The organism is Proteiniphilum sp. UBA5384 (genome assembly GCF_002410825.1).
GTDB lineage: Bacteria > Bacteroidota > Bacteroidia > Bacteroidales > Dysgonomonadaceae > Proteiniphilum.
In genome coordinates this window covers 13752-16740 of the sequence record NZ_DHOS01000017.1, presented here as the reverse complement: position 1 = coordinate 16740, position 2989 = coordinate 13752, and the positions used below count along the sequence as shown (strand labels likewise).

The 2989-nt window shown below is 39.8% G+C and carries 2 protein-coding genes; both read right to left on the bottom strand.

Annotated elements, in window-relative coordinates; all coding sequences use genetic code 11:
* Positions 1–292: 292 nt before the first annotated feature.
* Entirely contained in the window at positions 293–1786 is a 1494-nt protein-coding gene (locus B4G81_RS04925) for a sulfatase family protein (protein ID WP_294080713.1), read from the bottom strand.
* Between the two features lie 78 nt (positions 1787–1864).
* Positions 1865–2989: sulfatase-like hydrolase/transferase (locus B4G81_RS04920; protein ID WP_294080711.1), on the bottom strand; the 1125-nt coding region annotated here is incomplete at its 5' end.

The following is a 2989-nucleotide window of genomic DNA, read 5'->3' as shown; positions in this document are numbered from 1 at the left end:
AGTTGTTTGTCCGTAGTGCAGCCAGATAAGACAAGCGATAAAAAAATAATCGGATAAATTAATTTCATTTTTTTTGCTGAAATTTCAAAATTAATTTTGTTTAATTTGACAGTCTAAAGGTTTATGTATTTCCTGTATTTCCTGCATTTCCTGCATTTCCTGCATTTCGTCAGGATAAGTAACAGAGGATATAAATAAGTTTATTACGGACAAAAGAATTGTCAGAGAAAATATAATGAACCCCAAAAATCAGACAAGAACTTTTGGGATTCATTTCTTTTCAATGTACTGTCTATCGGATAATCGTGTTCAGAAGATTTTTCAATTCTTCAACCTTTTGTGGATATTTATTATACAAATTGTTTTTCTCCTCCGGATCTGTTTGCATATCATATAGTTGTCCTGGTGGTAATGGTTCTTTACCTGCAGATGACCACCCTCCGCTACCACTACAATCAATAAATTTCCAGCGGCCTTGTCTGATTGCAAAATATCCGTCACCAGAATGGTGAATTACCTCGCTTCGGGCTGTTTTACTACTTCCGTTCAGTACTTGCAGAAAGCTTTTACTGTCTTCAGCAGCCCCAAGTGAAGTTGTTGCGCCAGTCATTTCAGCAAAAGTAGCAAAAAAATCAGTCATACAAACCAATGCATCAGAAGTCTTTCCAAAACTTATCATTTTGGGATATTGAATAATTAGAGGAATATGGTGACCTCCTTCCCAGGCATCTGATTTCCTTCCCCGAAAGATGTAATTAGCAAGATGCGGATAAGCTGCTTTGTCTGTAGAATTCCAATCGGCGCCATTATCGCTGGTAAATACAATCAGTGTTTTTTCTTTTATTCCCAAGCTGTCAATCAGAGAAGTTACCTGTCCGACCACATCATCTACATGGACGACAAAATCACCGTAGTCTCCGGCACCCGATACGCCTTTAAACTTATCTGCAGGAAGCCATGGTGTATGTGGAGCAGTAAGCGGCATATACAGAAAAAAGGGTTGTTTACTGGACGCGCGTTCTCTAATATATTGTTTTGCCTTACCAGTAAAATGATTGAGGGTTTCTTCTATTGAAAAACTTTGAGATGCTTTACCTGTACGCCAGAAATGCCCGCGCGGCGAATCAACACCCTCTATTACTGTCATTACGGGGTCAATCACATTTCTATCTTCAATATATACATAAGGTACCATATCCAATGATGCAGGAAGAATATAACTTTTATCAAAACCTGCATCATTTGGCGTGTATGTCAATGGCTTATCAAATGCTGTATTATTTTCTTCTGCATCTGAGCCGTTTGTAGTTTGCCAACCCAATCCCAAATGCCATTTGCCGACAATTGCGGTATGATAACCACGTGTTTTTAATATAGATGCTATAGTAGGTCTTTCTTTTTCAATAAGAGGTTTGCTAAATCCTCCGAGAACTCCTTTTTTCAGGCTGCTACGAAAACTGTAACGTCCTGTAAGAAGGCCATAACGCGTGGGTGTACTCAGAGCGGAACCGGAATGAGCCTCCGTAAACATCATTCCTTGAGCTGAAAGTTTATCGAGATGGGGCGTAGGTATTGCAGATCCGGGGTTGAACCTGCGGATGTCGCCGTATCCCATATCGTCCGCTAAAATAAAGATAATATTTGGCTGATCAGCATCCAGTGGCGGTTCTATAGGGTTTTCACCTGTCGGCTGTGCAGAGCAGGAGGAAGTCATCAGTAGGGCAGCACCGAATACCCATTTTACTTGTTGCCTGTCTGATTTAATAAAATTGTTTAGTTCTTTCATATTTATTTAACAAATTAAAAATCAATTACTTTTTATTCATGCGAAAACAGCAATATTAGGAGAGGATGCCTAATATTTTTAATAAACTGATTTTTTCCATACTTCAAGTTGTTGACTCAAGTTTTGTACTATGGCAGGATTTTTTGATGAAACATCGACACTTTCCTCCGGATCGCTCTCCAGGTTATAAAGTGACTTTTCTTTACCAGAACATACCATTTTCCAATTCCCTTGCCTTACTGCATAGCGATCATTCCCAATCCCCCAGAATAAGGTCCTTTCCTTAATATTGCCATCCCGCAATACATTTACAAAAGAAACACCATCAAGTTTTTTCCCCGTATCATCGTAATTAACGCCAGCCATTTCTAATATTGTCGGAAAAAAATCAAAAGACATTAATGGAATATTACAAACACTCTTTGGCTTGATTGTCTCCGGCATTCGTATCACGCACGGTACGCGGTGTCCTCCTTCCCAAACTGTCCCCTTTTCGCCCTTAAATTGTCCGGCCGAACCACCATATTCGATAACCGGTCCATTATCCGAAGTGAAAATAACCAAAGTATTCTTTGTCAAGCCATATTTATCAAGTGTGCGCAAAACCTTACCTACACCGGCATCTAATTCCTCCACCATTTCCCGGTAGATATCAAAATTTGAACGTCCGGATGATTTTTCCGCATTCGATGCTTCCTTTCTCACAGGACCATCTGACGGTCCCTGAAGAGGTGAATGCGGAGCTGCATGTGCAATGTAGAGACAAAAAGGTTGATCTTTATTCTCGGCGATATAGTCACATGACAAATCGGTCAAAAGAGATGTAGTATATCCGGGCATATTCTTTAATTCCAGCCCATCCCACCAATCGAGATCACCGCGTCTGTTAAGGTGAGAATGATAATCTACATTTCCTGATTTAAACCCGATATATTTTTCAAAGCCGAAATTCAAAGGATTATTTTTTTCTTTATATCCAAGATGCCATTTCCCTATCAATGCCGTACTATATCCGTTTTTCCTGAGGATCTCCGCAAAAGTAATTTCATCTGTTGGCAAACCACCTTCGATCTTGTCAATGGCATCATTCACCAATAAGACATTTTCTACTCCAGCACGTTGTTGATACCTTCCAGTAAGTAAAGCACACCGGGTGGGAGAACTGACAGCACCATTAGAATGGAAATCAGTAAATTTCATTCC

Bases quoted from the DNA above. Each gene is read 5' to 3' on its own strand.
- B4G81_RS04925 (WP_294080713.1), bottom strand. From the start codon at position 1,786: ATGAAAGAACTAAACAATTTTATTAAATCAGACAGGCAACAAGTAAAA.